15 protein-coding genes and 8 tRNA genes are annotated in these 24,007 nt (G+C 46.2%); 12 read left to right on the top strand and 11 right to left on the bottom strand.

The genetic code is table 11. The features are described from left to right. Positions 1 to 78 precede the first annotated feature (78 nt). Together AACQ93_RS04560 and AACQ93_RS04555 are read right to left on the bottom strand one after the other, a co-directional pair. Entirely contained in the window at positions 79 to 3,216 is a 3,138-nt protein-coding gene (locus tag AACQ93_RS04560; protein ID WP_064602488.1) for a multidrug efflux RND transporter permease subunit, read from the bottom strand. Further along, on the bottom strand, positions 3,216 to 4,301 hold the full coding sequence (locus AACQ93_RS04555; RefSeq protein ID WP_064602486.1) for an efflux RND transporter periplasmic adaptor subunit: 1,086 nt from the start codon (positions 4,299 to 4,301) through the stop codon (positions 3,216 to 3,218). The genes AACQ93_RS04560 and AACQ93_RS04555 overlap by 1 nt, the downstream gene beginning before the upstream one ends. A 289-nt stretch (positions 4,302 to 4,590) precedes the next feature. Here AACQ93_RS04555 and AACQ93_RS04550 point away from each other — a divergent pair. The 9 genes from AACQ93_RS04550 to AACQ93_RS04510 all read left to right on the top strand — a co-directional run bounded on the left by AACQ93_RS04550 (position 4,591) and on the right by AACQ93_RS04510 (position 7,661). Then, positions 4,591 to 4,675: transfer RNA gene (locus AACQ93_RS04550), tRNA-Tyr, on the top strand. Positions 4,676 to 4,759: 84 nt separating this feature from the next. Continuing rightward, positions 4,760 to 4,844, top strand: a tRNA-Tyr gene (locus AACQ93_RS04545). A gap of 66 nt (positions 4,845 to 4,910) precedes the next feature. Next, a tRNA-Tyr gene (locus AACQ93_RS04540) sits at positions 4,911 to 4,995 on the top strand. A 66-nt stretch (positions 4,996 to 5,061) separates the two neighbouring features. Then, positions 5,062 to 5,146, top strand: a tRNA-Tyr gene (locus AACQ93_RS04535). 66 nt (positions 5,147 to 5,212) lie between these two features. Continuing rightward, a tRNA-Tyr gene (locus AACQ93_RS04530) sits at positions 5,213 to 5,297 on the top strand. Between the two features lie 66 nt (positions 5,298 to 5,363). Continuing rightward, positions 5,364 to 5,448: transfer RNA gene (locus AACQ93_RS04525), tRNA-Tyr, on the top strand. A gap of 66 nt (positions 5,449 to 5,514) precedes the next feature. Next, positions 5,515 to 5,599, top strand: a tRNA-Tyr gene (locus tag AACQ93_RS04520). 66 nt (positions 5,600 to 5,665) lie between these two features. Then, a tRNA-Tyr gene (locus AACQ93_RS04515) sits at positions 5,666 to 5,750 on the top strand. Between the two features lie 186 nt (positions 5,751 to 5,936). Further along, positions 5,937 to 7,661 carry a response regulator gene (locus AACQ93_RS04510; protein ID WP_064602484.1) on the top strand — a complete coding sequence of 575 codons (1,725 nt, stop codon included), beginning with the start codon at positions 5,937 to 5,939 and terminating at the stop codon, positions 7,659 to 7,661. Between the two features lie 46 nt (positions 7,662 to 7,707). Here AACQ93_RS04510 and AACQ93_RS04505 read toward each other — a convergent pair whose 3' ends face one another. From AACQ93_RS04505 to AACQ93_RS04495, 3 genes are all read right to left on the bottom strand, one after another. Next, the gene (locus AACQ93_RS04505; protein ID WP_064602482.1) at positions 7,708 to 8,667 is read right to left on the bottom strand and encodes a glutathione S-transferase family protein; all 960 of its coding nucleotides are present in this window, start codon (positions 8,665 to 8,667) and stop codon (positions 7,708 to 7,710) included. A gap of 134 nt (positions 8,668 to 8,801) precedes the next feature. Beyond that, complete coding sequence (locus tag AACQ93_RS04500) at positions 8,802 to 9,869, bottom strand: alanine racemase (RefSeq protein ID WP_232323284.1); 1,068 nt, start codon at positions 9,867 to 9,869, stop codon at positions 8,802 to 8,804. A 196-nt stretch (positions 9,870 to 10,065) separates the two neighbouring features. Next, positions 10,066 to 11,004, bottom strand: a complete 939-nt coding sequence (locus AACQ93_RS04495) for a LysR family transcriptional regulator (RefSeq protein ID WP_064602479.1) — start codon at positions 11,002 to 11,004, stop codon at positions 10,066 to 10,068. A 203-nt stretch (positions 11,005 to 11,207) separates the two neighbouring features. Between AACQ93_RS04495 and xthA the strand changes: the two genes are divergently transcribed. Beyond that, entirely contained in the window at positions 11,208 to 12,014 is an 807-nt protein-coding gene (xthA, locus tag AACQ93_RS04490) for an exodeoxyribonuclease III (RefSeq protein WP_064602476.1), read from the top strand. Between the two features lie 61 nt (positions 12,015 to 12,075). Here the strand turns inward: xthA and AACQ93_RS04485 are convergent, their stop codons facing one another. The 6 genes from AACQ93_RS04485 to AACQ93_RS04460 all read right to left on the bottom strand — a co-directional run bounded on the left by AACQ93_RS04485 (position 12,076) and on the right by AACQ93_RS04460 (position 18,983). Beyond that, the gene (locus AACQ93_RS04485; protein ID WP_064602475.1) at positions 12,076 to 12,753 is read right to left on the bottom strand and encodes an ABC transporter permease; all 678 of its coding nucleotides are present in this window, start codon (positions 12,751 to 12,753) and stop codon (positions 12,076 to 12,078) included. A gap of 3 nt (positions 12,754 to 12,756) precedes the next feature. After that, on the bottom strand, positions 12,757 to 13,497 hold the full coding sequence (locus AACQ93_RS04480; RefSeq protein ID WP_064602473.1) for an ABC transporter permease: 741 nt from the start codon (positions 13,495 to 13,497) through the stop codon (positions 12,757 to 12,759). Positions 13,498 to 13,642: 145 nt separating this feature from the next. Further along, complete coding sequence (locus AACQ93_RS04475) at positions 13,643 to 14,419, bottom strand: ABC transporter substrate-binding protein (protein ID WP_064602471.1); 777 nt, start codon at positions 14,417 to 14,419, stop codon at positions 13,643 to 13,645. An 84-nt stretch (positions 14,420 to 14,503) separates the two neighbouring features. Beyond that, the gene (locus tag AACQ93_RS04470; RefSeq protein ID WP_007467472.1) at positions 14,504 to 15,274 is read right to left on the bottom strand and encodes an ABC transporter ATP-binding protein; all 771 of its coding nucleotides are present in this window, start codon (positions 15,272 to 15,274) and stop codon (positions 14,504 to 14,506) included. An 875-nt stretch (positions 15,275 to 16,149) separates the two neighbouring features. Next, the gene (locus AACQ93_RS04465) at positions 16,150 to 17,631 is read right to left on the bottom strand and encodes a YfcC family protein (RefSeq protein WP_007467470.1); all 1,482 of its coding nucleotides are present in this window, start codon (positions 17,629 to 17,631) and stop codon (positions 16,150 to 16,152) included. Next, positions 17,628 to 18,983, bottom strand: a complete 1,356-nt coding sequence (locus tag AACQ93_RS04460) for a M20 family metallopeptidase (RefSeq protein ID WP_064602469.1) — start codon at positions 18,981 to 18,983, stop codon at positions 17,628 to 17,630. The genes AACQ93_RS04465 and AACQ93_RS04460 overlap by 4 nt, the downstream gene beginning before the upstream one ends. 673 nt (positions 18,984 to 19,656) lie before the next feature. Between AACQ93_RS04460 and AACQ93_RS04455 the strand changes: the two genes are divergently transcribed. After that, positions 19,657 to 21,606, top strand: coding sequence for a methyl-accepting chemotaxis protein (locus AACQ93_RS04455; protein ID WP_084418951.1), 1,950 nt, complete (start codon positions 19,657 to 19,659; stop codon positions 21,604 to 21,606). 312 nt (positions 21,607 to 21,918) lie between these two features. Further along, complete coding sequence (locus tag AACQ93_RS04450) at positions 21,919 to 23,874, top strand: methyl-accepting chemotaxis protein (RefSeq protein WP_084418949.1); 1,956 nt, start codon at positions 21,919 to 21,921, stop codon at positions 23,872 to 23,874. Positions 23,875 to 24,007 lie beyond the last annotated feature (133 nt).

The raw sequence follows: 24,007 nt of genomic DNA, 5'->3' as shown, positions 1-24,007 counted from the left end.
GCTACTGTGGCGGAAAAAGAAAATCAATAAAAAAGCCGCCCAACTGGACGGCTTTGTTTCAAACATGAGCAATACCTATCAGCTTTCTACGACAGGAACCGGTTCATCTTTATCAAGTGAGCTTTTGTGCTCATGCCTTAGCGCTTTTTCCAGTTGCTCTGCGACATAACCCGGTGATACGGTCTTCGCTGATACAAGTCGGTACATTGCAGGAATAACCAGCAAGGTAACGAAAGTGGCAAACGCCATACCGAAGAACACAACTGTCCCCACCGCAATCCGACTTTCTGAACCAGCCCCGGTTGAAAATATCAGCGGAACCGAGCCAAACAGCGTGGTAAATGCCGTCATCAGGATCGGGCGCAAACGTCGCTCTGAAGCTTCGATAATTGCCTGTTCAAAGGCAACGCCTTTATCCCTTAGCTGGTTAGCAAACTCGACAATCAGGATCCCGTTTTTGGTTACCATTCCTATCAGCATGATCATTCCGATTTGACTGAAGATATTCAGGCTCTGATTCAGGATCAGCAAACCAGCCAGACCGCCAAATACCCCCATTGGCACTGTCAGCATAACAACCATCGGGTTAATGAAACTCTCAAACTGCGCTGCCAGCACCAGGTAAGCAACCAGCAAAGCAAGACCAAACACCAACAGAATGCTGCTCTGGTTTTCCCGAAAGTCTTTCGACTCTCCGGCATAATCAATAACGATATCGCTCGGCAGCATTTCCAACGCTTGGGCATCCAGGAAGTCCAAAGCCTCACCTAAGGTATAACCGGGAACCAGGTTCGCTTTCAGCTTGATCGATTTCTGTTTCTGGTTGTGGCTCAGTTTCTGCGCTGAGGCGATTTCTTCGACATCAGCAACAGATTCAAGGGGGATCAGTTGACCGGACTTTGTCCGAACATAGATCTGGCTCAGATCAGTCGCATTGTTGAAGCTGTTTTCATCACCGCGCAGATAAACATCATATTCTTCACCGCGATCAACAAAGGTTGTCTCACTGCGCCCACCCAGCATGATCTCCAGTGTTTCAGCAATATCGGCCACCGGAATACCCAGCTCTGCCGCACGCTGGCGGTTTACGGTTACCACCAGCTCAGGTGTCGTTTCGGCATAATCAAGATCCGCGCCCTCCATCATAGGACTGTCTTCAGCAATCTCTTTCAGCCTTGTTGCCCACTGGAACAGCTCATCATAATCCGCACCGTTCAGTACGAACTGAATCGGCTCGGATGAACCTCCGCGAAAGCCCGGCATAAACGGCCATACCTTGATATCAGGGATCCCTTGCAGCGCCTTGCGCACCATACCCAATGCGTCAGCTGCACTGACATCCCGGTCTTCCCAGTTTTCCAGCTGCATGATCACAAATCCGGTCTGGTCACCGGCTCGGCCACCGAAAGCAGGCGTTTCGATAGAAACCGACTTAATCACACCTTTACCGACCATTGGCAACAAACGGCTTTCAACCTCTTCAATATTGCCAACCATCCGATTATAACTGGTTCCCTCGGCACCTTTTACAAATGCAAAGATCACCCCGCGATCTTCCTGCGGTGCCAACTGAGAAGGAACTGTTTTCATCAACACGGCACTCAAACCGATAAAGGCCACAATAATCAAAGGAGCAACATAGCGGTATCGCACCGAATACATCACCAGCTTACGATAGTGGGCTTCTAGTCCGGCAAACATGCAATCTACCCACTGGTTGAAGCGCCCCGGCTTGACGTTGGCTTTAAGCAACTTACTTCCCAGCACCGGACTTAATGTCAGCGCTACAATGGATGAAAAGATCACCGATACTGCCAGCAAAACAGAAAACTCAGTAAACAGCGGGCCAACCATACCGTCCATAAAGGAGATCGGCAGGAAGACCATGACCAGCACAACAGTTGTTGCTACAACGGCAAAGCCGACTTCACGGGTTCCTTTATAAGCAGCTAGCAATGGTGATTCACCACGCTCGATATGATGGTAGATGTTTTCCACCACCACGATGGCATCATCGACTACCAGCCCGATAGCCAGAATCAGTGCCATCAGGGTCAGCAAGTTAATGGAAAAACCTAAGAAGTAGGCCACCATAAATGCCGAGATCAAAGAAACAGGAACAGTTACCGCCGGGATCAGAGTTGCCCGGGCCTGACCGATAAAGATATACAGCACCAGAACAACCAGCAGGCCGGTAATAAACAACGTGCTGTAGACCTCGCTGATCGAACGATCGATAAACACCGTCGAGTCATAATCCACGTAAAGTGATGTCCCTTCAGGAATAAACCGCTGCATTCGCTCAACTTCGGCATAAACCTCCTGCGCCACATTCAGCGGGTTGGCATCTGTCATGGTTACAATGCCAAGACTCAGATTTGAGATACCATTGTTTTTAAAGGTCGCATTCTCGTTCTGCGCCCCGATAGCAACATCCGCAACATCTTTCAGGTAGATAGGCGAACCGTCAGCCGCAGTGCGGATCACCAGATAAGCAAAGTCATCGGCTGTACGATACAAGCGCGCGGTACGTACGGACATTGTCGTCGTATCATTACGTACTTCACCACCCGGCAGTTCGACGTTCTCATCACGCAGGGCATCAACAATGTCTTTGGTCGTTACACCTCGTCCGGCCATCTGCTCCGGCTTCAGCTTCACATACATTACCTTATACAAGGCACCGTTAAGCTGAACCGAACTGACACCGCTGATCAAACTGAACCTGTCCATCAGCACCCGCTCGGCGTAATCAGTCAGCTGGGTACGGTCCATGGTGCTGGAAGCAAGGTTGACATAAACCGCCGGTTCACCGGAGCCATTGTCTTTGGATACCACCGGCTCATCCGCTTCATCCGGCAAACGGCGCTGCGCCCTAGCCACTGCATCACGGATATCACTGACCCCCTCGGTCAGGTTCCACCCCATCTCAAATTCAACGGTGATCCGCGACATTCCGTTACGGGTCACCGAAGTAATACTGTCGATACCACTGATTCCGGACAGCTCATCTTCAAGCAAAGTGGTGATCCGGCTTTCCATAATGGTGGCCGACGCCCCTTCATACGTTGTCATTACGGTCACCACCGGATTTTCTACATCCGGCATTTCCCGCACCGTCAACTTAGTAAAGGAAACCAGGCCAAACACACACAGCAGCAGACTGAGAACAATTGCGACAACCGGGCGTTTAACTGAAACATCAGATAACCACATCAGGCTCTGCCTCCAGCAATCTGTCTCTGACTGACCGTGACGTCACTGACTTTAACGCCGTCACGCATATTCACCAGTCCCTGGACAACAATTCGATCACCAATACTGATCCCTGACTCAATCACCACTTCATTCTCAACCCGAGCACCCAATTTCACTTCAGTACGATGGGCTACCCCTTGTTCATCAACTAAGTAAACAAATCGCTTAGTACCGGAATATTCCAGCGCCTGAACCGGAATAAGGGCAGAATTTTGCGGCTGGAAGGCAATATTGGCCGCCATCAGCATGCCCGGCTTGAGTTTTCCATCTCCATTCTGGAAATTCACCCGAACTTTAATGTTTAGGGAGTCCGCCTGGACACGTGAGTCTATCGCCTGAATTTCACCGTTGAATGCCTGCCCCGGCCAGGCTTTGCTGGTCGCAGATACCGCCATCCCCTCTTTTAAGTAAGAGATATATTGCTCCGGAACCTGAATATCCAGACGCATAGATGAAAGATCATCGAGGGAAAACAGTTCATTACCGACTGTCAGCATCTGGCCTTTGCTAAAATCAATCAGTCCGACAGTACCGGCAAAAGGCGCAGAAATAGCATGATCATCCAGTTCGGCTTTCGCCGCTTTCAGGCGCGCTTCTGCAATATTGACACTGGCCAGCTGGGCATCAATTTCCGTCTGGGTAATCGCACCACGACCAGCCAGGCGTTGATATTCGGTATATTTACGTTTCTCATCATTCAGATAAGCCTGCGCTTCTTCGAACGCAGCACGTGCTTTGGCATCATCCAACTGAACCAGCAACTCACCACCGTCGACCTTGCTGTTGACACCGACAACCACCTTGTCAACTTTGGCCGCGACCTGTGTCGCTATCATTACCGAACGCTGAGCTTCTAGTTTTCCGACCAAAGATAGGGAACGAGCAATAGGATGAGAGGCCACTTCACCAGTTGTCACCGGGATCTGACGCCCCATTCCCGATGGCATTTTCGCTTCCGCAGCCTGGGAGGAACCCTGAAAATAGAAAAATCCGCCGCCGGATAAGGCAGCAGTCACCAAAACTGCAACAAGGATTTTTTTCATGATTAAAACCGCTTAAGAAATACTGCGTAGATCATATCGAAAGCAAAGTGGAAACGGCGTAAAGAAGTGTAAAGTTAAGCAAGATTCCGTTTATAACCTCTATTTACGTCCGGAAATAGAATAAGAAGTGAGAAATTTCGAAAATCTAAGTCAAGAATATAAAGGGAAAAATTCATTGTTTATGCCCTGAGCAACGGCAATATGACGAAAATAGCAGCACACAAACAAGTTTTAGCAGGAAAAGGGTTTACAGACCCACAATGTTTGCTATTATCCGCACCGCACTTGTGGAGGGGTTCCCGAGTGGCCAAAGGGAGCAGACTGTAAATCTGCCGGCTCCGCCTTCGATGGTTCGAATCCGTCCCCCTCCACCATTATTCTTGAAAGATGTTCCTGATTTGTTGTATCGTACGTCTTTCCTGCTAAAACGATGTAAGCTTTTAGCAAACAAAATTTGTGGAGGGGTTCCCGAGTGGCCAAAGGGAGCAGACTGTAAATCTGCCGGCTCCGCCTTCGATGGTTCGAATCCGTCCCCCTCCACCATCATTCTAAAGAAATGCCCCGGCGTTTCTGAGGCTGAAAAAGCCAAGACAATTAGCAAAACCCCGTGGAGGGGTTCCCGAGTGGCCAAAGGGAGCAGACTGTAAATCTGCCGGCTCCGCCTTCGATGGTTCGAATCCGTCCCCCTCCACCATCATTCTTAAAGAAATGCCCCGGTGTTTCTGTGGCTGAAAAGCCAAGACAATTAGCAAAACCCCGTGGAGGGGTTCCCGAGTGGCCAAAGGGAGCAGACTGTAAATCTGCCGGCTCCGCCTTCGATGGTTCGAATCCGTCCCCCTCCACCATCATTCTTGAAGAAATGCCCCGGTGTTTCTGAGGCTGAAAAGCCAAGACAATTAGCAAAACCCCGTGGAGGGGTTCCCGAGTGGCCAAAGGGAGCAGACTGTAAATCTGCCGGCTCCGCCTTCGATGGTTCGAATCCGTCCCCCTCCACCATCATTCTTGAAGAAATGCCCCGGTGTTTCTGAGGCTGAAAAGCCAAGACAATTAGCAAAACCCCGTGGAGGGGTTCCCGAGTGGCCAAAGGGAGCAGACTGTAAATCTGCCGGCTCCGCCTTCGATGGTTCGAATCCGTCCCCCTCCACCATCATTCTTAAAGAAATGCCCCGGTGTTTCTGAGGCTGAAAAGCCAAGACAATTAGCAAAACCCCGTGGAGGGGTTCCCGAGTGGCCAAAGGGAGCAGACTGTAAATCTGCCGGCTCCGCCTTCGATGGTTCGAATCCGTCCCCCTCCACCATTATTCTTGAAGAAATGCCCCGGTGTTTCTGAGGCTGAAAAGCCAAGACAATTAGCAAAACCCCGTGGAGGGGTTCCCGAGTGGCCAAAGGGAGCAGACTGTAAATCTGCCGGCTCCGCCTTCGATGGTTCGAATCCGTCCCCCTCCACCATCATTCAAGCCAGTTGCGAAAGCAGCTGGCTTTTTTCATGCCTGATTTCTCTCTTCAACATATCTTCAGTATTTATACCTTTATTCCAAATAGTTAACTTTCGTCTCTAAAATGAGATTTCGTCTCATGATAAAAAAAACTACAATAAAACCAGATGCATATTATTTGTAAATACAAGGATGTTGAATGTCTCTTTCTTCTAATGAACAACAGGAAAATGCTGATATAAATTTCAGCAAACTCAGGTTGTTAATCGTTGATGACCAACGTTCTGCTGCCCTGATGTTATATGGCATGCTACAAAAAATCGGTCTGAAAGATATCGACATCGCACTTAGCTATCAGGATGCCATTGAGCGCAGTAAAATTAAGCATTACGACTTCCTGCTGGTTGACTACCACCTTGATAACACACTGAATGGTTTTGAGCTGCTTTGTTTGCTCCGTCGCCGTAAATATATTTCGGCAAGTTGTGGAGTGATTATGATCTCCGGCGATTCATCAACCGAAGTTATTCTGACGTCTATGGCTGTAGAGCCCGACAGCTTTATCACAAAACCTGTCACTACATCGATATTGGAGAAAAAGCTCTCAGAGTCCCGAACCGCAGGTCTGCAAAGAGAGCCGATTTATAACGCTCTTAATTATCAAGGGATTCAACCTGCTATTGAGCTTTGCAAAAAGCGGCTTATCAAACTCGGTCATGAACACCGTATTGAAGGATTATTGCTTGATTTGCTGATTGAGAACGGTGATTGGGCACAAGCAGAAAAATTCGTCAAAATCTTGAAGAAAGAAAACCCCACCCACAAAGTCAGCCTGATTGAAGCACGCATTGCCCATCATAACGGAAAAACCAATGAAGCAATTGCGATGCTTGAACAACTACTTCAGCGCTCGCCGCTCAATATTGATGCTTACGATTACCTGGCTGTTTTTTTAGATCAGAATAAGCAACATTACGACGCGCTGGCAGCCGCAGAAACAGCATTACAATTTACCCCCAGCATCAGCCACCGGGCTTTGAAAGTCGCACAACTTGCCGCCAATATTGATAAAAGTGATAACGTGATTACGGCAGGAAAAACACTTGCTGCCAGGCTACCAATCATTGATATTACCTGGCTGATCCGGTTTGCAGAATTTACCGCCATCTTCGAGCAGGTCTATTTTATTCAGTCCTACCCCAGCAGACGGAGAAAGCTTCGCCATGAACTTAGGGCTATCCATCAGCGGGCTCATTCAAGACTGTTACCACACCAAAAACCGTTCCTCGACAGTTTTGGCCACATAACAATGGCCCGCCTTTATCTTGCCGAAGATCAACCGCTCAAAGCCAAACGCCGCTTGATGCTTGGGCTGTCGCCATACTTTGCAGAAATTAACAAGCTGCCTTCTGTACTGCTGGCAGACCTCCTCCCGACTCTTATCTGCCTTGGCGAAACCAAAATCATTGGTGAGATCAACCGCGCTTTACAATTCAGAGACAGCTTTGATGGTCACAGCCAGAACCGACTTGATGAGGTAAAGCAAAATGAAGCTATGATCCAGTCTGTCAGAAATCTGGAAACAACCTTAGGGCATAGCTATACCCTTTTAAACGAAGCTCCTCAGGATGCGCTGACACTCTACGAGCAAGTACTGATCGACTACCCATATTGTACAGAAGCTAATCTTGGCCGACTTCAGTGTCTGATCCAACTGCATATTTTCGACCACAACCTAACCCGGCTGAGTCTTCAAGCCATCTCTTCAATGCCGCTACCGGAAGACTTGGCCCAGTGGCGTGATCAGCTGTTTTCTGCGATGGCAACATCGAAGACCTCTTCACCACAGCAAGCCAAAATGGCACGCTTGTATCAGCGTAAAACGACCCGATACCTGCAAATTGGTAATAACCAGGCCGCCTGACGTTGGCTGTGATCATAGTTATCAGCGATATCAGATACCGCAGCTATTAATCTCCGCGACCATGAGCAGACATCAGATCCAACTTCGGACCGATCGGTACAACTCCGGTCGGATTAATCATCTTATGACTGAAGTAATAGTGCCGTTTGATATGATCTAAATCGACAGTATCAGCAATCGACGGATGCTGATAAAGCTCTTTCAGGTACCCCTGTATGTTCGGGTAATCTTCAATACGCTTGAGGTTACATTTGAAATGGCCGACATAGACGGCATCAAAACGGATCAGAGTGGTAAACAGCCGCCAATCGGCTTCTGTGAGGGTATCTCCGGTCAGATAACGGCTCTCAGCTAGGTGAGCATCGAGTTTATCTAACGCGGCAAACAATTGATTAAAGGCTGTCTCATATGCCTCCTGGCTTGTCGCGAAGCCACAACGGTAGACGCCGTTATTAATATTCGGATAAATGAATTCATTCCACGCGTCTATGTCGTTTCGTAAAGCCTCCGGGTAATAGTCATCATGATTGCCAGTCAGCTCATTGAAAGCCTCATTAAACATCCGAATGATCTCAGAAGATTCATTGCTAACGATGGTATGGGTCTTTTTATCCCAAAGGACAGGAACGGTCACCCGACCACTGTAATCCGATTTAGCTTTCGTATATAGCTGATGCATAAAGCTAAAACCATAATTTGGTTCTGGCTCAGAAAACGCCCAGCCATTCTCTAACATATCCGGACTGACAATAGTGACACCAATATGAGGCTCCAAGCCTTTCAACTGCCGGAAAATAAGCGTACGGTGAGCCCACGGGCAAGCCAAGGATATATAAAGATGATATCGACCAGATTCAGCCTTAAAGCCTTGCTGCCCCTGCGGGCCGCTGCTGCCATCAGCAGTCAGCCAATGGCGAAAGCCTGCATCTTCGCGAACAAACTCACCATTACTTGAGCCTGTTTCATACCAAACATCATGCCAAACACCATTAACCAGCTTCCCCATAACAACCTCTCGATTAATCTCAAACTTTCCATGAGTATATGAAAGGAAAACCGAGAGGTCGGCACCATGACTTTGATGGTGTTATTCAAAGTTTCTGAATGAGCAGGCCATAACTACACCCTGCCCTTTCGAGCTCAGGAGGAAAAGTAATACTGCTTGGCAACCGCTTCACTGCCGAGGCATTGCAACACACCACTGTAAGACAGATAGAAGCTCATCGCATCTCCTTCCTGGTAGCGGCGGTCAGCATCGGTGATATCAAGGATCAGAGCATTTTGAGTCGCGCCAATAATGATAACGCCATCATCAACTGGAGTAAGCTGGCTTACATCAAGGTGTTGTTTACCAATTGCGCACAACGCCCTTAACCGCACGCCACGATTGTTGAAGTTAAGCTCATCATTACAGTGTTCCGAATTGATTGAATAAACAAAAATCGATGATTTTTCTTTTATCTCAACCACTTCAGATTTCAGTTTCATCGCTGACTGAGGCATACCGGGAATCGATGTATCATTCAGACCGATCCCCATGATCAGTGAACGCCCCAAACGCAACTGGTTCAGACGTGGCTCATCTTTTCTCGGCATCATCAGCACTATGCCCGCAATACCGGTACCGGAAATCGCTTCAAGCTTGTGGTAGCTGGCCCACTCGTCATAGTCTTCATCAATGGAGGATTGTGTTTCCACGTCACCGTAACAGGCCAGGTGGCTACCAATGCCGACAAAAGTCAGCCCTGGCAAACTTAACACCAGCTCAGCCAGGGTTTCAGTATGAGAGCTGTCGAAGCCCTCTTCTTCGCCACCATCCAAATCATGCATGATGATAACTTCATGACGTTTATTAGCTTTAACAGCAGCTTGTGACAGCGCCATCAATACTTCCCGATTTGAGTGAAGGGAAATATCAGCATGATGAACAACATCATCAACTTCTGAAAGCAAAGGACGTCGCAGCAACATTTTCCTGATTGGCAAATCTTTTAACTTCATCAGGTTTCTTACCTGAGTATCACCAATCGTCGTAATACCGCCAATCATCATCGCCCGGGCAATCGGCTCTGAGCCTTCCACCAATCGGGAGATCCCAACCGGAATAACCCCTTTATTATTACAAAGACGAACCAGCTTACGAGTATTCTCTTCGATCACTCCAAGGTTAATTGACAGGCAAGGTTGCTGCATATGAACTAAGACCACTAAAACACCACAAGATTGGCGCGTATTTATATAGGATTAGTATCATATTTAAATAGCTATTTTATGATATCCACTTGGCTGTTTGGTTATGTATTACATAACTATCAACACATGTATGGCGTTCAATGATTGCTTTTTACGCACAGCGTACCATTTTCACTGATTCTTTATTCAGTTACACAGCAAATTTAAGCTTCTAACTTTCTATCAATTTCTCTAGCTCTGAAACATTATTTACACCGTGAGCATCAGTAATTGCCGTAACTAATGCCTTTGCCGCACATGACAGATCGCATTTATCATTAATCGTCAGATAAAAGTTCGGCTTGTACTCCAGGCCATCGACAGTGTTGATCTTCACCATTTCACCACGTTCAACCCAAATCCGAGCGTAGTGCTCGGGCAAATAACCGATGAAGTAGCCGGAAAGGATCATGTGTGCCGTCGCTTCCATACTGGTGGTTTTCGACTTATACAAGTCATCGCTGGCATTACTTAGTGGCGTCACATTGTGAGCCAGTCCGCGATCCACGACCGGATGGCTAAGGATATCGTCAACAGTAGCTTTATTTTTTAGTGATAAAACAGGATGAGATGATGAACAATATAAAAATTGTTGCTCATCAAATAAATAAAAGTATTTCAGCCCGCTTTTAAAAAATTCAGGTGAGGTCACACCAATATCAATATTATTCTGTAATAAGTTTTTCTCTATTAAAGAAGTATCATATATTTTTGTATTAATATTAACTTTGGAATAAGTCCGACAAAAGGAACTGATTGCATTCTGAATATGACAATTCTTATTTGTTGCCAAATTATCAGTTAATCCTAAATTAATACTGCCACTTGAAACTGAGCGAATATCATTTATTTGATCTTGGAACTCATGAATATGGTGGAATAACTCTTTACTTATTTCATATACTTTTAAACCATCACTTGTCAGGCTGAATCCAGCTCTTCCACGTTGGCATAAAGTCATTCCTAAACGGGTTTCCAAATCACTCATTTTTTTACTAATGCTTGATTGGTGCATATTTAATTGGTACTGCGCAGCAGAAAAGCCACCGCTATCCGCAATCACCAAAAAAAGTCTTAACAGACGGATGTCAATATCATCTATTGGCTTCATTGTTATACAATTTTGGGGATGGATACAAGCCAAATTATCACATATAGGAATAGCTATAAAGCGTGATCTAGATCTCAAATGCAGTAGTAATTAATGTAACCATTTAAAACATAAGCCTATCTTATTCTCTGCCAACGAAACCCATTTAATATGATAAAATCGCTCTTCCCAGTTAACAGCCTGATAATCTTGGAATTAATATAATGAAAGTCATCTCCTTCAATATAAATGGCCTTCGCGCCCGCCTTCACCAGCTACAGGCACTAATCGACAAACATCAACCAGATGTCATCGGTCTACAGGAAATAAAAGTCCACGATGAAGCTTTTCCTCTCGAAGATATCGAGGCTATGGGTTACAAAGTCTATCACCATGGTCAAAAAGCACACTATGGTGTGGCTATGCTTTGTAAACATGAACCTATTGAAGTTCGAAAAGGCTTCCCGACCGATGAGGAAGATGCTCAGCGCCGTATGATCATGGCAACATTCGAGCAAGAGAACGGTAAAAAAGTAACAGTCCTGAACGGCTACTTCCCACAGGGCGAAAACATCAACCATGAAACCAAGTTTCCGGCCAAAGAAAAATTCTATGCTGATCTGATGGCTTACCTAGATGATCACCACAATAATGAAGAAGAAGTTATTGTGATGGGTGATATCAACATCAGCCCAATTGATCTGGATATCGGTATCGGTCCGGCTAATGCAAAGCGCTGGCTGAAAACAGGCAAATGCTCGTTCCAGCCAATTGAGCGCGAATGGCTAAGTACTCTAATGAACTGGGGCTTTATCGATACCTTCCGTCAGCTTCACCCGGAAGTTGACGACAAGTATTCATGGTTTGACTACCGCTCTAAAGGTTTTGTTGATAACCGCGGTCTTCGCATTGACGTTATCCTGGCAACACCATCACTGGCTGAACGCTGTGTAGAAGCCGGTATTGACTACGAACTGCGCGGTATTGAAAAGCCGTCCGATCATGCGCCGATCTGGTCAGTGTTCAAGTAATTCAAAGTAAAACGCCGGGGCAACACTGCTCCGGCGTTTTCTTTTACCTGTTGGAGTTACATCAACTCAATGGTCTTAAATGCCTCATCCAGTGCCCTTCCAGCTTCCTGAATCCCCACAAAATAATAAACGTCAGTGCCATATAACAAAGTCCGGCAAACAGGAATGATTCAAATGGCGCGTAATAGCGCGAATTCACGATACGGGCGGCTCCGGTTAAATCAACAATGGTCACAATCCCGGCTACTGCTGACCCGTGCAGCATGAAAATGACTTCATTACTATATGCCGGTAACGCCCGGCGAAGTGAGCTTGGCAGAATAACCCGCCGGAAAGCCTGCGCGTTGCTCATACCATAAGCCTTCGCTGCTTCAATTTCTCCTTTCGGCATACTGTTAATTGAGCCACGGATAATCTCTGCGGTATAAGCTGCCGTATTAAGCACAAATGCCACCAAAGCACAGAACCAGGCATCTTCCCACAATGTCCCTTGTACGGATATCAACTGACTCAGGCCGTAATAAATCAGGTACAGCTGAATCAGTAGCGGCGTTCCGCGAAAGAAGTAAATAAACGCCCAGGCTGGGCCATAAACAAAAACAAATTGACTGTTTCTGGCAATACCAATTGGAATCGCAATCACCAGGCCAACAATCAGAGCAACAAATACCATCCATACCGTGGTATAGAAGCCTTGCAGATAAATCGTCCAGCTTTCGCCGAGAATACTAAAATCCATGATCTACCTCGTATGAATACTGAATTTGCGCTCTGCCCACTTCAACGCTGACGTCGAGAGAGAGGTAAACAGAAGAAAAATGACAGCAATCGTCATATAAAAAGTGAATGGCATCTGAGTGGTGCCGGCAGCCAGCGCGCCCTTACGCACCATGTCATCCAGGCCGATAATGGAAACCAAAGCCGTTGTTTTCAATAAAACAAGCCAGTTATTACCAAACCCCGGCAGCGCGTGACGGATCATTTGTGGCAACAAAATACGACGAAAGGAGAGAAAGCTACTCATGCCGTAAGCTTTGCCGGCTTCCAGTTCACCTTTATCGACAGCCATAATGGCACCACGGAAAGTTTCAGCCATATAGGCGCCAAAGATAAAGCCAATGGTAATAATCCCGGCAATAAAAGGACTGATTTCCACATAGTCCGGCAGATAAGAAGTCCACTCGTGATTTGGATCGGAAGAAGTAAAATATTCGTTGAGCCACTCATTGAGCCGATACAGGCTGTCATTAAGCAGCATCTGGCCACCGAAGAAAATCAGCATCATCAGAACCAGATCCGGAATACCCCGAATTACTGTGGTGTAGAGGGTAGCAACTGCCCTTGCCCAACGGTAAGGAGACAACTTAGCCAATGCCCCCAGCATCCCCAGGATCACAGCCAGTAAAAGAGACAACAAAGCAACCTGGAGGGTCACCCATGCCCCTTCAATCAGTGACCACTCGTATCCTTTCAAATCTATCAAGGGAAGACTCCTTTAAACTTCTCAGGTCAGAGCCGCCCCGGACACTAAGCTCTCAGGCTTATTGTCATATACTTTCCGAGTCCGGCTCTCATTTTCCCGGGGCCAACACAGACTGCAGGCCCCAACCCTTTAATACAAAAGGGCGTTACTCACCATAAACATCGTAGGCAAAGTAGCGGGAAGCAATCTCCTGATAGACTCCCTTCTCACGAAGAGATTTAATCGCGTCATCCAGCTTTTTGGTCAGGTCTTTATCCTGCTTGCGGACAGCAATACCGAAACCGTCACCGAACCACTGAGGGTCCGTCAGTGAAGGGCCGATAAACTCATAACCGTTACCGCCTTCTTTATTTAGCAAACCTTCTTCCAGTGCCGATGCATCACCAAGAATGGTGGCAATACGCCCGGCCTTAAGATCAAGGTAGGCATCATCGAACGAGCCGTAACGAACAATGGAAACAGAATCACCGTAATTATCAGTCAGGTACTTATCATGAGTTGTCGCACGCTGTACGCCGACTTTCACCCCTTTAAGCCCTTCCTTAGTGAACTCAATCTTGGTGCCTTTCTTTGCAACAAACTTATTTGGGATCAACGCATACTTACCAGTGAAATCGACCTTTTTCTTACGCTCATCAGTGATCGACATCGCAGCAATAATCGCATCGTATTTTCGTGCCAGCAGGGAAGGAATAATGCCATCCCAGTCCTGAGCCACAATCTTGCACTTAACCTGCAGCTCTTTACACAGGGCATTGGCCATATCGACATCAAAACCTTTCAGCTCACCGCTTGGCTCTGTCCAGCTGAACGGAGGATAGGCACCTTCAATGCCGAAACGAACGACTTTCCACTCTTTAGCCTGAACCGATGTTGCTGCCAGACTTGATACGACAGCCGCGGCCAAAATCCATTTTTTCATTGTCTACTCCTGTTGTGTTTGCTGCTGCGCCTGCCTGTCCCCAAACGTTGGCCTGCGCAGTGATTGAAAACCTGATAACTGAGTTTAGTAAATAGATGAGATAAATTGCTGCAACCTTTCTGATTCAGGGTTGGTGAACAGTTTGCCAGGACATCCCTGCTCCTCTACCAATCCCTGATGCAAGAACATCACCTGGTTTGAAACATCACGAGCAAAAGCCATTTCATGAGTAACCACCAGCATGGTTCGGCCTTCCTGTGCCAGCTCCTGCATTACCCCTAACACTTCCCCGACCAACTCAGGGTCAAGCGCGGATGTCGGTTCATCGAACAGCATCACTTCCGGATCAACCGCAAGCGCACGGGCAATTGCAGCACGCTGTTGCTGTCCACCGGAAAGGTGACCCGGATAGTAATTACGACGTTCATACAGGCCTACTTTATTTAACAGCTCTTCAGCTTTTTCTATTGCCTCTGCCCGAGGAACGCCCAGTACATGGATCGGCGCTTCAATCACATTACCCAGCACCGTCATGTGTGACCAGAGATTGAACCCCTGAAAAACCATTGCCAACCGTGAGCGAATACGTTGAACCTGCTTCTCATCAACAGGCAGGTATTCACCACGACGGTTATTCTTCATCTTGATCAATTCACCATTAACCCAAATCTCCCCTTGGGTTGGCGTTTCCAATAAATTGATGCAACGTAGAAAGGTACTTTTACCAGAACCGGAAGAGCCGATAATTGAAATGACATCACCACGATGAGCTGTCAGCGAAATCCCCTTAAGGACTTCGTTCTGACCAAAAGATTTGTGCAGATCCTTTACATCAAGCGCCACTTGTTCTGCCATGCGCGCTAACTCCTGTTGCTCCGTGAATTCAAAATTACGCCCGTCGACAATGCATGCTGAGCCATTATTCCTGCCAGCCTGAACACTCAAATGAAGAATAGCCAGATTGTCTGCATTCCGAGCACTTTACCGAAAATATCACCACCAATAACAATTGGCAACATTTCATTAACCTAAAGCAATGTAACAATATTAGCTAAAATACACGAATAGTTATTCACTTAGCAACAACATCACCCTTCCTGACTGCAAAAAAGAACGCCCTGCTTTGATAGTAAAAAAAGCCTTTATAGCTTTTCCTTCTTTAAAAGCGGGATAATAGTGAACCTGATATCATTAACTACCACACAAACACAGATATAAATGTTGTTTTTCCTACAAATTCGCTCCCTATTTCAAACTAAAAAAACAGCAAACAAACCAGTTATAACAACTCACAATGAGGAAAAAGAGCAATTTTACATCAAATTTCAATCATCATAGCTCTGGCTAACGGCGAGCAAAGAAAAAAGAAACAAAAGCAGCCTGAGTGTAATAAGAAACTATAGTAGACAAGCCAATAAACACTCACCAAAGAATAAGCAATACTCTAAAATGTATTGATGTAATCAGAGGTAAAACCAACGAGCCCGACCTGAAAAAATATTCATTAAACAAAAATGAGCTTATCGTTTTTCCAGCTAGGCAAATGGCCAGAACATGACAAGCCAAGCATAAAATACGAACCAAAAGCAGGGATATGAAGAAATGAAAAGAGGTGAACAAACACTAATCCTGACCGCTATAAGCAGCCAGAAATAGAAAGAGCGAGCAGGTTACCCCACTCGCTCTTTTTACTGTAACAAGAAAGGAGAACCAGGCCCCTTCTCTGATGATTACATCATTGCAGCTCCGGCAAACAGAATAATGACAGTTGCAACCAATACCATGATGACAAAAGGCATTACCCATTTCAGGAAGCGCTCATAAGGGATCTTAGCCAGCGCCAGACCCGCAACCAGGTGACCGGCAGTTGGCGCAAAGATATTGATCCAGCCACTAGCAGACTGGTAAGCGGTAATGATCAAGTCACGACCGATGCCAGAGAAGTCAGCCAACGGTGCCATTAGCGGCATAGAAACTGTTGCCAGGCCGGATGTAGATGGAATGAAGAAACTCAGCACAATGTGTACAAAGTAAGTCACCACCACAAAGACACCAGATGACAGACCGGTAACCACACCTTCAGCCCAGTTCAGGATAGTATCGATAATCACACCGTTATCCATCACCACGTAGATACCACGGGCAACCGCAACAACTAGGGCAACGCCGATAAGATCTTTGGCACCTTCCATGAAGGTTTTAATGAAATCCCCCTCAGACATCCGGTTGATCACAGCAATAACAATCGCAGCGGTCAGGAATAAGGTAGACAGTTCATCAAACCACCACCACAAGGTTGGAATAGCCGTAATGCCCATGTCTTCCCAAGGAATAACACCGTAGATCATCACCAGGAAAGCACCGAAGAAGACGGTCATGGTCAGCTTCTGCTTACCGGTAAATTCACCGTCATCTTCCTTAACATGAGAGAACTCATCATTAAACTCGATATCAGCCAGCACAGAATGTGATTTATCCGCTTTCACTTTCGATGCATAACGCATAACGAACCATGAAGCCATCACAACCAGAACTGCAAGCTGAATCACACGCAAGCCGATTCCTTCACCGATAGGCAGCCCGGCAAAACCGGAAGCAATACCTGTCGCAAACGGGTTAACGGTAGATGCCAGAACACCGACACCGGAACCCAAAAGGATAATCCCCGCCGCAACCATACGGTCATAGCCGGCAGCAGCCATTACCGGCAGAATCACCGCCCAGAAGGCAACGGTTTCTTCCGCCATCCCGTAAGTAGAACCACCTAATGCAAACAAGGTGATAAGTACCGGGATCATCATCTGCTCACGACCATGGAACTTACGAACAATCGCCGCAACCCCGGAGTCCATCGCGCCGGTGCGCATAGTTACAGCAAGGAAACCACCGATCACCAGCACAAACAGCGCCACATCAACCGCTTTGTGGAAGCCTTTGATTGGTGCCATCAGCACATCAATCACACCCTGTGGCGAAGATTCCAGTTCCTGATACGAGCCAGGAATCGGCAACAGGCGCTCACCACCAGAATAATCCAACACTTCAGCAGCCGGGATCACCTGATCCGTACCGTTAACGATGTAGTCATATTTACCAGCCGGCATAATCCACGTCAGCAATGCCACCAGGGCAATGATGATAAACAGGATGGTATAAACCGTTGGCATCTTGAATGATTTTTTCATTTTGCCAGCCTCTGTTGCTGTCGTCATAGCTCTACTCCCTGCAATTGGTAGATCGCATTTGCATACACGTTCATTGCTTTGAGCATGTCATCAATGATCAAATACTCGTTGGGCATGTGCTCAACTTTCTCACGGCCAGGGAAAATCGCCCCGTAAGCAACACAGTTAGGGATTGCACGAGCATAAGTCGCGCCTCCCGAGGTCATAGGCTGACTTTCCATATCACCGCTTACTTCCTGATATGCGGCCATTAATGTCTGAATAACCGGGCTTTCTGCCGGCATATACAGAGATGGCAACACATCAAACTCTTCATACCTGAGGTCATACTGCTCGCAAACCGCCAGGATATCGTTATCAAAATCTTCTTTACTGAAAGTTACCGGCACCCGGATATCGATACCGAGCTTACTGCTCTGCTCATTAATATTGAGCTGGGCAACGTTAAATGTCAGGCGACCGCTGACATCTTCTACCGGGCCGAAAATCTCTCTGGCATTGGCATCTTCACCAACCTGCTCAGCAACAAAGTGAACCGCAGGATGGGTAACACCAAGCTCACTCAGAGCAATACACAAGCGAGAAATAGCATTAACGCCCTTGATGTCCGCAGCCGCAGAGTGTGCCGCCTTACCGAAAACAGTTACCTCGGCATCTTCAGCAGTAAAATCAAAACCAAGTTCATCAAGTTTGGCAACCAGCTCTTCCCATAGCGGACCTTCATACTTCGCCAGTTCAGGCACAGCGTTTAATGCACCGCCACAATCCAACTGCACTTCTGCGTCACCCGGTCCGTGAACCCAGGACTGGATCAGCATTTTTTCTGCGTGGATTAACGGGAAAGAAGCATCTGGTGTGAAACCGCACTGAGGTACTTCTTCTTTTTCCAGATAGCGATCGATACAGCGCCACAGGGTTTCTTCGTCTGTACCGAAGATAAAACGAATTCGCTTGTTCAGGGTAACGCCGCTGTCAATCAGGGCTTTAACCGCAAAGATAGCGGCCAGTGTCGGGCCTTTATCATCCTGAGTACCACGACCATATAATTTTCCGTCGCGGATCTCTGGTACAAATGGTTCAGAATCCCAGGCTGAAAGTTCACCTGTTGGTACAACATCCAAATGGCCAAGCACACCAATCATCTGCTCGCCATCACCAATTTCGGCGTAACCATAATAACCGTCACTGTCTTTAAATACGGAAAAACCCATTTCCTGACAAAGGTTCAGTGTTTCCATCAGACAATCATCAATCGGCAGTCCAAACGGCCTGTCGGTATCGTCTTCCTGGTAAACACTTGGTATCGCCACTAAACGCTTCACTGCGGCAATATAGTCATCACGCATTGCGTTTATCTTTGATGCTATTGTTGCTTTCATCGTATCCCTCTTATCACCATCCGGCTCAGCCTGATTTTTATTACTAATTCAGGCCAAACTGATGAATAGTTATGAACTGACAGAATAAACACCTGGCGGTATCTTATCCGACCAATTCATTCTGCTATAACGCAACAATTTTAACTGTGACTACTTTCACTTGGTGTTATATCAAGGTGGGATGGCGGTCAAAAACTCAATAATAATTATCAAGTTGTCACCAAACCTTAATCTTTGCACAAGTGGCATATAGCCAAATCATATAACGCAAAGAGAAGTAAAAAAGCGCAATGGAAATTACTTTAGTTAAATTAGGAATATTTCCTGGATTTAAGGTGAGAATTAAAATCAGTCAATAATAAAGTTCAATAACTATGAAACAGATTAAATAAAGAAAAAGAGAAGAAGAAAATAAAATAAAAGCATAAAGATTTTAGTTGTTTTTAATTATGAAAAAGTATTTTAACTTATTTCCAAAATAAACATCTTTTTCATTTTATTTTTCTCTTTAAAAAAGAAATAGCCCGCCAACACTCTATTAAGTTTTATTGATTGAACATATAATACCCACCACGAACAGATTATGTGTGTTGATCATATCCAATATATGCAATCACACTGATTACTATAAAAAGCCACCTTCGTTCTTGCGCCATAAATAACGTTAAAAGTCATGCTAAATACAATTAAGAATCTACCACTACGAATATTACTTTCGTTATCATCAGCTTTTGCTGTGCTGTGTTTCATTATTACGATTGTCATCAGCCAGAACCTGATTTCAGAGGTTGAAGATAATACCGACGTAGTTAATGATTTCATTGAATTTAACAGTGTAATGAAACTATTCCAGGACTTGCAGGATGTAAGCCGGATGAAATCTATTTATGCACTGGGTTTTTATGACCGTATGGACGAAATGGTCAGCATCAATAAAGATAATCTGGCAAATATCCAGCGCAGCTTTGACAAGTTGATGCATTCTGATAATTACGCAGTGACTCCGGAAGTAAAGCGATCTCTGGAAACATTTGTCAGTAATTACAAGCAATACGTAAAAGCCTCTGAAAAGATGCGCAGTCAGCGCCAACAAATCCGAACGATTTATGATGCCACCAGCTGGATCACTACCGATCTGAAAAATGCTGATTTGCAGGTGACAGAAAACCGCAGCGAAGAAGAAAGAGAGCCGTGGAATAAAGAAATTGCACAAATGGCTGATACTACCGGCCTGATGCTTTACCACATTGCGGTTGGTGTAAAAGGTCAAAGCCAGGAAGATACCAAAATCACCCTGGAACACACCCAGTCCCTGCTTAAGCAGCTAGCTCCTTTTACCAACTGGCCAGAAAGTAAAGAACTGGTGCAAAACTCACGCATGTGGGAGCAGCAAATCAAACAAATTATTGAGCTGCAAAACGAAAAAAGCCAGACAGTTAAACACATGATTGATCTAGGTAATATCAATACCAAAATCATCACTAAGCTATCACAGGCTTCAAATAGCAAAACGGCTGAACTGTCTGAGACAACCACAGATCTACTTGAATCTGTTAACAGCACTCAGCTAATCGCGACTCTGATTGCAACTGTATTGGCATTGTCTATCAGTATCCTGCTCTCCAATGCGATCAGCGATATCATGAACACCTTATACCAGACCGTTAAAAATATGGCGGAAGGTAAACTTGATGTTCGCTCAAACATCAAAGGCAATAATGAAATTGGCCTGCTTGGCTCAAGTCTTGATGAAGCCATTGAAGAGCTGGGACAAACCATTCGCGCTCTTCGTGGTGTCGGTGATGAAGTGGCCGCATCGTCAACAGAGCTGGCGGCGGTGATGACCCAGAGTGAAGTCAATGGACGTGAACAGCAACAACAGGTGGAACTGATCACCACAGCAGTCACTGAGCTCTCTGCAGCCGCCAGTCAGGTTGACGGTTATGCAAAAGCGGCTGACGAAAATGCTCAACAGGCACTGGCAATGGGCGCTGAAAGCACTACGATTGCCCAGCACTCACGTCAGCTAACCCAAGAACTAGCCGAGCAGCTGAATGAAACATCGAGCCAGGTAATTGACCTGAACGAGCAAAGCATCAAGATAAGTGAAGTCATCACTGTAATTGACAGCATTTCAGAACAAACAAACCTGCTGGCGCTGAATGCGGCGATTGAAGCAGCACGTGCAGGGGAAAGCGGACGCGGCTTTGCAGTTGTTGCAGATGAAGTTCGCGTACTGGCAGCCAAAACTCAGGATTCAACTCAGCAGATCCAGACGATCATTGAGCAGCTACAGCAGAAATCTTCAGCCGTGGTTGATGCAGTAAACAACAGCCTTGAGAAAGTAAACAGCAACAGCGAGATTGCAGAGCAAACCACTGTCCAGATCGAGTCTATTTCTCAGGCGCTGGAGCAAATCAGTCAGGTTAATGGCGATGTTACCGCTTCAGTGGAAGAACAGAGCCGAGCCATCGTTGATATCACTCAGAACATCAACAATATCAACGATATTATCAGCCAGAATGTTGCTGGTATCAGTCAAAGTGCCGAGGCTAGCAGCCACCTATCACAGCTGGCTGAAGATCAGAAAAATCGCCTTGGCGAGTTTGAAGTCGGCCACTAACCCTCGACATAGTTAATAAGGAAGTAGCAGCAATGCTACTTCCTTTTCTTATACCCTCATCAAATACCTCAATTCCGACGGACCTTTCACCAATTTCTGCCATTTCGGCCGGGACACCATCTAACTGCTGAATAATTCATCACACAAATGCAAGTTGATGTATTTACAAAGCATATTTATGGCAATACACTATCGCCTCTTCTAAAGAATATAAAACACAACACATTACAATCAGTTCAATATTCCTCTGTCGGATTTTTAATGCCTCTCCGGTATTTCCGTGTTTTCACACAAAATTAAGCTACGACATTCATGTTAAATACAATCAAAAATATACCATTACGCATCCTGCTCTCGCTTTCCTCTGCCTTTGCCATTTTGTGCTTCATCATCACAATCTTCATCAGTCAGAATCTGCTTAATGAAGTAGAAAGTAATACTCAGGAAGTGAATGACTACATCGTTTTCAACAGCCAGATAAACAGCTTCCAGAACCTGTTCGATGCCAGCCGCATGAAAGGCATTTATGCACTGGGCTTCTACCAGCATCTGGATTCCATGGTACAAACCAATAACAACAACCTGGCCACAATAAAAAACGAATTCAGCCAGCTACGTACCAGCGGCAACCAAGCACTGACGCCCGAGCTTTCCCGTTCACTTGAGCAGTTCATTGAGAACTTCCAGCAATACACCGCTGATTCAGAACAGTTACGTCAGCAGCGCCGTGAAATTCGTAAAATCTACGATGAAACCAGCTGGATTTCGACAGTACTGAACGAAGCCGATGTCCGGGTTACACGTAACAGAAGTGCAGAAGATCTTGCTAAGTGGAATAAAGACATTGCCCAAATGTCTGATATCGCTGGCCTGATGTTGTATAACATTGCCGAAGGGGTTAAAGATCAGAATAAAGAATCAACCCAAAATGCTCTGAAGCATACCCGCGATATGCTTAAGCTGGTAAAACCATTCGCACAATGGCCGGAAACCAAAGTGCTGTACACCGATGTACAAATTTGGGAACAGCAACTGCTGACTATCATTCGTCTTCAGCATGAAAAAGACAATACCGTCAAACACATGATCGATCTGGCAAATAAAAACACCAGACTGATCAATTCACTGGCCGAGCAATCCCGCGTTGCCACAGAAGATCTGTCAGAAACATCTGCATCTCTGCTTAGCTCAGTGACCACTAGTCAGATGACAGCCAGTGCCATTGCTATTGTCCTGTCGATCACCATCAGCCTATTGCTGGCCAATGCTATTAATCAAATCCTGCGTACCCTTTACCTTGCAGTACGTGACCTTGCTGATGGCAAAATGGATAAAACAACCGGCATCAGTGGTAACAATGAAATCGGTATGCTGGGTGCCAGCCTGGATAATGCCATCAGCCAATTGGGCCACACTATCCGCGCCCTGCGTGGTGTCAGTGATGAGGTCGCCGCATCCTCTACTGAGCTGGCAGCAGTTATGACCCAAAGCGAAATCAACGGTCGGGATCAGCAACAACAGGTTGAGCAGATTGCCACTGCGGTTACTCAGTTGTCTTCGGCTGCAAACCAGGTTGATGGTTATGCCAAAACAGCGGATGAAAGTGCTCAGCAGGCACTGGCACTGGGTGCTGAAAGTACCGCTATTGCCCAGCAGGCACGCGTACTAACACAAGAACTGACCGAGCAACTGAACGATACCTCCGGCCAGGTGACTGAGCTTAATGAACAGAGCATCCAGATTAGTGAAGTTATCACTGTTATCGACAGCATCTCAGAGCAAACCAACCTGCTCGCTCTGAATGCCGCCATCGAAGCGGCACGTGCCGGTGCCAGCGGACGCGGTTTTGCCGTAGTTGCAGATGAAGTCCGTGTTCTGGCAGCCAAAACTCAGGATTCAACCCAGCAAATCCAGTCCATTATCGAGCAGCTGCAGCAAAAATCAGCAGCTGTCGTTGATTCGGTCAACAACAGTCTGGATAAGGTCAACAGTAATAATGAGATCACTGAGCAGACAAACCGTCAGATAGAGTCAATCAGCCAGGCACTGGAACAGATCAGCCACGTTAACGGCGATGTCACTACCTCTGTCGACGAACAGAGCCGTGCTATTGTTGAGATCACTGAGAGCATCAACAATATCAATGACATTATTAACCAAAACGTAGCAGGCATCAGCCAGACAGCCGAAGCCAGTAATCACCTGTCGCGACTGGCAGAAGATCAGAAAAAACGCCTGGGCGAATTCCAGGTTGCAAAGCACTCGTAATATAAAAGAGGGAGTGGTACAAACCACTCCCTTTCTTTCATCAGTTCACTCTCTCCACCTTGCTATCCTTTAACAAAGTTCAATAGCAAATCCTTACTTTAGACACACTTGGGTTTCAGTAAACGAATTAGGT

Origin of the sequence: Photobacterium sp. J15 (assembly GCF_963870815.1) — a bacterium.
Lineage (GTDB): Bacteria > Pseudomonadota > Gammaproteobacteria > Enterobacterales > Vibrionaceae > Photobacterium > Photobacterium marinum.
This window is presented reverse-complemented; position numbering and strand designations above follow the sequence as displayed.

Excerpts from the sequence above, each read along its gene's own strand:
- AACQ93_RS04560 (WP_064602488.1), bottom strand. The coding sequence starts at position 3,216 with ATGTGGTTATCTGATGTTTCAGTTAAACGCCCGGTTGTCGCAATTGTT.
- AACQ93_RS04555 (WP_064602486.1), bottom strand. The coding sequence starts at position 4,301 with ATGAAAAAAATCCTTGTTGCAGTTTTGGTGACTGCTGCCTTATCCGGC.
- AACQ93_RS04510 (WP_064602484.1), top strand. The coding sequence starts at position 5,937 with ATGTCTCTTTCTTCTAATGAACAACAGGAAAATGCTGATATAAATTTC.
- AACQ93_RS04505 (WP_064602482.1), bottom strand. The coding sequence starts at position 8,667 with ATGGGGAAGCTGGTTAATGGTGTTTGGCATGATGTTTGGTATGAAACA.
- AACQ93_RS04495 (WP_064602479.1), bottom strand. The coding sequence starts at position 11,004 with ATGAAGCCAATAGATGATATTGACATCCGTCTGTTAAGACTTTTTTTG.
- xthA (WP_064602476.1), top strand. The coding sequence starts at position 11,208 with ATGAAAGTCATCTCCTTCAATATAAATGGCCTTCGCGCCCGCCTTCAC.
- AACQ93_RS04485 (WP_064602475.1), bottom strand. The coding sequence starts at position 12,753 with ATGGATTTTAGTATTCTCGGCGAAAGCTGGACGATTTATCTGCAAGGC.
- AACQ93_RS04475 (WP_064602471.1), bottom strand. The coding sequence starts at position 14,419 with ATGAAAAAATGGATTTTGGCCGCGGCTGTCGTATCAAGTCTGGCAGCA.
- AACQ93_RS04470 (WP_007467472.1), bottom strand. The coding sequence starts at position 15,274 with ATGGCAGAACAAGTGGCGCTTGATGTAAAGGATCTGCACAAATCTTTT.
- AACQ93_RS04465 (WP_007467470.1), bottom strand. The coding sequence starts at position 17,631 with ATGACGACAGCAACAGAGGCTGGCAAAATGAAAAAATCATTCAAGATG.
- AACQ93_RS04460 (WP_064602469.1), bottom strand. The coding sequence starts at position 18,983 with ATGAAAGCAACAATAGCATCAAAGATAAACGCAATGCGTGATGACTAT.
- AACQ93_RS04455 (WP_084418951.1), top strand. The coding sequence starts at position 19,657 with ATGCTAAATACAATTAAGAATCTACCACTACGAATATTACTTTCGTTA.
- AACQ93_RS04450 (WP_084418949.1), top strand. The coding sequence starts at position 21,919 with ATGTTAAATACAATCAAAAATATACCATTACGCATCCTGCTCTCGCTT.